A 6,944-nucleotide genomic window follows, 5' to 3' on the forward strand; every position below is an offset into this window, starting at 1 on the left:
ACATTTTATTGAATGCTCTCCTACAAAAACGGATCAATCAGTTTAATAGATCCATCAGCGTTATGCTGTAGTTCGGTTACCTTCACATTGCGCAGATGCGTTTTGCCCGATAGCTGGGTATCATGATAAAATATATACCATTTGCCTTTTATTTCGATAATGGAATGATGAGTTGTCCAGCCCTGTACCGGCTTCATAAATACACCTTTATAGGTAAATGGCCCCAGCGGACTGTTGCCTATAGCATAGCAAAGGAAATGTGTATCGCCGGTTGAATAGGTGAAGTAATATTTGCCGTTGTACTTGTGCATCCATGAACCTTCAAAAAAGCGGCGGTCATGGTCTTTGGTCAGCAGCGGCTTACCAAGACTATCTACAATAACAGCATCTTTTACAGTGCCGTCAAAGGTTTTCATATCTGGTTTTAACAAAGCTACCTTACAGCTTATGGCCGGGGCATCTTCCTGTTTCGAATCGGTTTTTGATCCGTTTGCCTCGTATTTACCGGTTGTCCAGCGCTGAAGCTGACCTCCCCAGATTCCACCGAAATACATGTAGGTTTTTCCATCTGTATCCGTAAATACAGCAGGATCAATGCTGTAACTTCCTGCTATTGGCTCAGGCTCGGCTTTGAAGGGGCCCGCCGGGTTAGCAGAAGTTGCTACACCAATATGAAAAACATCCTTTTTATCCTTCACCGGGAAGTACAGGTAATAGGTCCCATTTTTATAAGCTGCATCGGGTGCCCAAAGCTGCCTGCCTGCCCAGGGGATATCTTTAATATCAAGCGCCACACCATTGTCTGTAACCTTACCGCCAATGCTATCCATCGACAGGATATGATAATCCTTCATGGCAAAATGATCGCCGTTATCATTCTCAGGGATCCCCGCATTGATATCATGCGATGGATAAATATAAATCTTACCGTTAAATACATGCGCCGAAGGATCAGCAGTATAAATGGAACTGATAAGCGGCTGGGAAAGGTATTTAACTTTTTTGCCTGTATCCGCTTTTGTACTGTCTGCCGCATCGGCTGTTTTTTTAGTTGATGAGTTACACGCACTCAAAATGCATAACGGCGTAAAAAGCGTTAGGACTAATTTTGCTGTGATAAATTGTTTGCTCATTGGTGTTTGGTTTATGGTGATCATTAATTGGTCATATAATTATTGCCCCCTATACCAGGCACATAATAAAATTTCATCTTTTTATAATAATCCAGCGGATGTTCCGGCTTGGGATAGGTATCATTAACAGGCATTTTTGAAAATGTTTGAAAATATAAAACACAGGCATCACGCCAGGTTGTAGCCTCATTTAACTGAACCTCCATCAACTGTTTTACTTCGGTAAAACGTTCGGCGTCTATCTTGCCCTGCATTTTATCCCAGGTAAGCCCCATTTGCTTAACGGAATCGGCCCCACTGTAGTAGTGGTAAACCAATTCATCCCATAATGACCTGCCCGAGCGCATTTTGTATGTCCAGCTTAAACGATGAAACCACAGCAGGTATTCGTCAGGGCAGGTTTGCAGGTTTTCCCAGTGCGCTTTAACCTCGGGTGCATATTGCGATAGCGCATTACTTCCTGAAGTTGTACGGTCAAAACCTATCCCTGCCGAATCGGCCTTATGATAATAAGTAGCGTTCCAGTCCGGGCGACCGGCATTATCAACCCATGGGCCAGGGCCGTAGTGCGTTGATACGCCCATGATGTGGTGCAGCCCAAGCGGTGTCATATAATTAACGGTATTTTCTCTTGACTGCAGCATGAAGCTTTTTACAGGGGATACAAAATTTTCATCATTTGTAAACGTCATCCAGAGCCAGTCGCCGGCAATTACAGCCGATGACTGATCGGGGTTCCATGCCATTCGGCCGAAGGCATACCAGTTGGCCTGTGCAAATGGATGGCCACACCAGTTTAAATCTGTACCGATGTTGGCTACACCCGCCATTCCGGTTATCAGTTTCCTGTTAAAATCGCCTTTAACAACCCGCGCTACGGTTGAGCCTCTGCCATGTGTGTATGTATCTGATTGCAGGCATTCGGCAAACAGCGGCGCTTCATAAACCAGGTGGGTCGAAAAGCCGAGATACTCCTGGGTTAACTGAAACTCCATCATCAGCGGCGTATTGGGCATAGCGCCAAACAGGGGATGAAATGGCTCCCTCGGCTGAAAATCTATCGGGCCATTCTTTACCTGGATAATCACATTGTCCTTAAACTTGCCGTCAAAGGGTTTAAATTCATTATAGGCCTGCTTAAAGCGATCATCCGGCACTTTATTATCGTAAACAAAGGCACGCCACATCACTATACCATGGTGCGGCGCTAAAGCATCGGCCAGCATATTTGCGCCATCGGCATGGGTGCGGCCATAACTTTGCGGGCCGGGTTGCCCCTCCGAATTAGCCTTCACCAAAAAACCTCCGAAATCGGGGATGTAATGATAAATTTCATCAGCCTTATCGGCCCACCATTTTTGTACTGCAGGATCAAGTGGATCCGCAGTTTTTAAGCCGCCAAGCTCAACCGGGCTACTGAATTTTACCGACAGGTAGATCCGGATACCATACGTTCTGAACACATTGGCCAGCGCCTGCACCTTTAACAAATACTGAGGTGAAAGGATCAGGGCATCGGCATTTACATTGTTAACAACCGAGCCATTAATCCCTACCGAGGCATTGGCCCTTGCATAGTCGATGTATCGCTGTTCGATAACGCCCGGCAGTTTATGCCAGTTCCAGATGGACGAACCCGCATACCCCCGCTCCACAGTGCGGTTCAGGTTATCCCAATGATCCAGCACCCGGTACATGATGCGCGGATGGTCAGATACATCCAGTTTATTTATGGATTGGTTGGTTTGGATCAGTTTTAAAAAATTAAAAACACCGTACATAACCCCTAAATCGGTATTGGCCATTATCACAATGCATTTCTTTTGGCCAATCAATGTTGTTTTAATGAGATATCCTTCGGTGCCAATGCTATCAGGAACACTTATCGAAAACGCCTTTAATGTTTGTGGCGTACCTATTATAATAGTCTGCCCGTTCATGATATTTTTAGCCTCGGCAGGTTTTAATGCCAGCATTCCGTCCAAGCCGGTTAAAAGTTCGGTTTTTGAAGCTTTAAGCTGATCTGATTGTGCCGGGAAGATCATGTATTTCAATTGCTGCCTGTAGCCGGCAGCCAGTTGCGTGTTGGTTACCTTATTATATTCAAGCCACAGTTTATAGCCATTGTCTGCATAAACTTTGCTTATCGCCGCTATGAAAAGCAGTGCAAGTAAACACATGTACTTTATTGAATATTTGGCCATGGCATTATTAATTCAGTTTCATAAACCACTAAGCGATTTATAAAAAACTACAATTGATCTGTTGAAAAATTCATGAATGAAACGGACTAAGATCCCGCCTCATTTAGCACGGTTTATAAATTTTTATATCTTGCAATCGATTGCAAGATATAATTCCTATCACATATTTCAAATAGGAATTTATTTATTCCCTAAGCCCATAGTACAACATGCGCTTTACCCCCATCTCCAATCCGCGGAGCTCGGCCAGGCCTTTTAGCCTGCCAATTACTGAATAACCGGGATAGGTATCATAATTAAAATCATCCAATAGCTTATGCCCGTGATCTGGCCGTACAGGGATCGCTATATCAGTCCGGCCTGCATTTTTGCGTGCTACTTGCTCATTAACTATAGCTTTCATCACAGCAAACATATCAACACTGCCGGTTAAATGATCAGCCTCATAAAAGCTGCCGTCCTGTTGCCGGGCTACATTACGCAGGTGCAGAAAATGGATCTTCTCCCCTAAATCCGCTATAATTTGAGGAATATCGTTTGTACCTGATGCCCCTAACGAACCGGTACAAAGCGTTATACCATTGGCAATTGAAGGATAACAGTTTACAATATCAGTAAGATCGGTTAAGGAAGATGCTACTCTTGGTAATCCAAGGATAGGAAACGGAGGATCATCGGGATGGATACACATTTTTATACCCAGCTTTTCGGCATAGGGAATGATCGCCCTTAAAAAATAAAACAGGTTTTCCTTTAATGCGCAAGCATCTACCCCACTGTATTTATTAAGATGTTCTTTAAACTCGGCAATAGTAAAAACCTCATCAGTTCCGGGCAGGCCGGCCAATATCGTATTGGTTAATAGTGTTCTATCACTATCATTCAATCCTTGGAGATAAATCTTTGCGGCGGCCTGCTGCTCGGCGCTAAATTCATTAAAGGCATTTTCCCGCTCTAAAATATACAGGTCGAACGCTGCCAAAGCAGGGGCATTATAAAGCAATGCCGAGGCACCGTTAGCTAAACGATAATCAAGGTGTGTGCGGGTCCAATCCAATACCGGCATAAAATTATAACAAACGGTAAAAATTCCTTCCTGTGCTAAATTTTGCAGCGTTTGGATATAGTTATCGATATACTTATCACGCTGAGCATTGCCGATTTTAATACTTTCATGAATATTTACACTTTCCACAACCGCCCAGTTAAAACCCGCATTTTCAATTATAACCTTCCGCCGCCTGATCGCTTCCCGGCTCCAAACATCACCACAGTTTATATGATGAAGCGCAGTAACTATCCCGCTTGCACCTGTTTGTTTTATTGCATTTAAAGTTACCGGGTCGGCCGGGCCAAACCACCTGAAGGTTTGTTCTAAATCTGGTACCATACTATTTTAAACGGATATTTATTAACGCGATAAATTTATGCAACCGATTGCATAAATTTGAATAATCTGTTAATATTTTTATACTTTTATCCCGTAAACCATTTTGCACCGGTAGTAATCACCCGGCAACATCGTTTATCTGCTTTAGATCACTGATATGCACGACAACGAAAAAGAGATAACCATATATGATATTGCCGAAAAGTTAAATGTTTCGGCAGCTACAGTTAGCCGTGCGCTTAAAGATCATCCCCGGGTTAATAAAAATACTAAAAAGAAGATCGTTAAGGCTGCCGAAGAAATGGGTTATCGTTCCAATTCGTTTGCCAGTAATTTACGCAGGAAAAACAGTAATATTATAGGCGTTATTGTTCCCCGGCTCAACAGTAGTTTCATGTCGGATGTTATTGCCGGCATCGAAAAAGTTGTAAATAACAACAATTACAACCTCATCATCAGCCAGTCGTTAGAAACGATGAAGAAAGAGGCCAGTAATGCCAGGGCGATGCTCAATAACCGGGTTGACGGCTTGTTGGTTTCACTGGCTTATGACACTACCAGCATTGAGCATTTTGAACCCTTTATTAAGCGTAAGATCCCGGTACTGTTCTTCGACAGGATTTTTGAGCATGAGCAATACCCACAAATCTATATAGATAACTTCAAGGCTGCCTACGAGGTAACTGATCACCTGCTTACACAGGGCTGTAAAAGAATAGTGCATATCACCGGCAACCAATTGCGTAATGTTTATGCCGAACGCCTTCGCGGATATAAAAAAGCACTCGAAGCACACCACGTTGATTTTGATGAGCAATTAGTGATCATCAATGATCTGAGCGCGAAAGAAGCTGTAGCGGCTACCGAAACCATATTAAAAATGAATCCCCTTCCTGATGGCATATTCACCGTTAACGATGTGAGTGCCGTAAGCTGCATACAAGTGTTGAAAAAAGCGGGCATCAAAATACCCGAACAAATAGCTGTTGCCGGCTTTAATAATGACCCGGCAGCCTGTGTAATTGAGCCCAATCTTACTACCGTAAATTATAAAGGATATGAAATGGGCGAAGCGGCCGCCAGTATGCTCATCAACCATCTGGCAGACCGGCAGGATCTGCAGCAAACGCATAGCCTCATACTCAGATCGGAATTGATAGTGCGTGAATCTTCCAGAAGAAAATAATATTTTTTAAACCCTAATGAACTCAAAAATCAAACTTGCTATCGTAACCGGGGGAGCTTCCGGCCTTGGACTTGCCACCACCAAGAAATTCATAGAACAGGGCATCAAAACTATTATTATCGGTCGCGACGAGTCAAAACTCATTTCGGCAGCACAGCAGTTTGGAGAGCTTTGCGCCTACAGGCAATACGATTTGAGCGATACAACCGGCATCCCACAATTAATAGCTGAGATTGAAGCTGAATTTGGCGTGCCCGATATTTTAGTTAATAATGCAGGCATTAACCATAAAAAGGCTTTTACCGAGGTTACTGACGAAGAGTTTTCAAGGGTGATCCAAACTAACCTTACCTCGGTATTTGCCATAAGCCGCGAGGTGGTAAAAAGTATGTTAAAAGCAGGCGGCGGAAGTATAGTTAACATCAGTTCGATGGCGGCGCAATACGGCATTCCATATGTTATTGCTTATTCCGCGTCTAAAACTGCTATTGAGGGTATGACAAGGGCTATGGCTACCGAGCTCTCACCGCAAGGCATCAGGGTCAACTGCGTTGCTCCGGGTTTTATATCTACCGATATGTCGGCAAAGGCGCTGGATAATGATCCGGTCCGCAAGCAAAAGGTTATGGGCCGCACTCCAATGGGTAAATTAGGCGAACCTGCCGATGTTGCCGAAGCCGTTTATTATTTGGCTACAGACAGCGCCAAATATGTAACCGGGGTTGTATTACAGGTTGATGGGGGTAATTCGATAGGGTTTTAATAGGAATAAGGTTCATCAGAGTCCTCTGCGAGTTTAAGTTAACCCACAAAATTCACCAACCTGAAAGTTCAATAGGAGGCACCTACGGAGCCAAAAAATGTCATCTTTTAATATTATAAACACGTGGCCCCGCTGGGGCCGGCAAGGTTTTACTACATAATCAGGTATTAATTGAGGTGCTTAAGGACAGATGCACCAGAGGTGCAAAAGGTTTGTCTTGTCCGGAAATGGGTTTACATTAAAGTAAACACAGTGGAAAAGATCATTA

At 43.7% G+C, this 6,944-nt stretch carries 5 protein-coding genes; 2 read left to right on the plus strand and 3 right to left on the minus strand.

Features of this window, described 5'->3' with window-relative positions; genetic code table 11:
* Window positions 1–20: 20 nt before the first annotated feature.
* The 3 genes from AC59JO_RS29080 to uxuA all read right to left on the minus strand — a co-directional run bounded on the left by AC59JO_RS29080 (window position 21) and on the right by uxuA (window position 4,727).
* Window positions 21–1,133, minus strand: coding sequence for a glycoside hydrolase family 43 protein (locus tag AC59JO_RS29080; RefSeq protein ID WP_413670962.1), 1,113 nt, complete (start codon window positions 1,131–1,133; stop codon window positions 21–23).
* A 23-nt stretch (window positions 1,134–1,156) separates the two neighbouring features.
* A complete protein-coding gene (locus AC59JO_RS29085) occupies window positions 1,157–3,337 on the minus strand; it encodes an alpha-glucuronidase family glycosyl hydrolase (RefSeq protein ID WP_413670961.1) in 2,181 nt (726 codons plus the stop codon).
* Between the two features lie 184 nt (window positions 3,338–3,521).
* Window positions 3,522–4,727, minus strand: coding sequence for a mannonate dehydratase (uxuA, locus tag AC59JO_RS29090; RefSeq protein WP_413670960.1), 1,206 nt, complete (start codon window positions 4,725–4,727; stop codon window positions 3,522–3,524).
* A gap of 157 nt (window positions 4,728–4,884) precedes the next feature.
* Between uxuA and AC59JO_RS29095 the strand changes: the two genes are divergently transcribed.
* Window positions 4,885–5,913: a LacI family DNA-binding transcriptional regulator gene (locus AC59JO_RS29095; protein ID WP_413670959.1), complete on the plus strand. Its 1,029-nt coding sequence runs from the start codon at window positions 4,885–4,887 to the stop codon at window positions 5,911–5,913.
* Window positions 5,914–5,929: 16 nt separating this feature from the next.
* Window positions 5,930–6,676: an SDR family NAD(P)-dependent oxidoreductase gene (locus AC59JO_RS29100; protein WP_413670958.1), complete on the plus strand. Its 747-nt coding sequence runs from the start codon at window positions 5,930–5,932 to the stop codon at window positions 6,674–6,676.
* The last annotated feature ends 268 nt before the right edge of the window (window positions 6,677–6,944 follow it).

It is taken from the genome of Mucilaginibacter sp. A5337 (genome assembly GCF_059690695.1).

Coding starts and splice junctions, on each gene's coding strand:
- AC59JO_RS29080 (WP_413670962.1), bottom strand. CDS start 1,133: ATGAGCAAACAATTTATCACAGCAAAATTAGTCCTAACGCTTTTTACG.
- AC59JO_RS29085 (WP_413670961.1), bottom strand. CDS start 3,337: ATGGCCAAATATTCAATAAAGTACATGTGTTTACTTGCACTGCTTTTC.
- uxuA (WP_413670960.1), bottom strand. CDS start 4,727: ATGGTACCAGATTTAGAACAAACCTTCAGGTGGTTTGGCCCGGCCGAC.
- AC59JO_RS29095 (WP_413670959.1), top strand. CDS start 4,885: ATGCACGACAACGAAAAAGAGATAACCATATATGATATTGCCGAAAAG.
- AC59JO_RS29100 (WP_413670958.1), top strand. CDS start 5,930: ATGAACTCAAAAATCAAACTTGCTATCGTAACCGGGGGAGCTTCCGGC.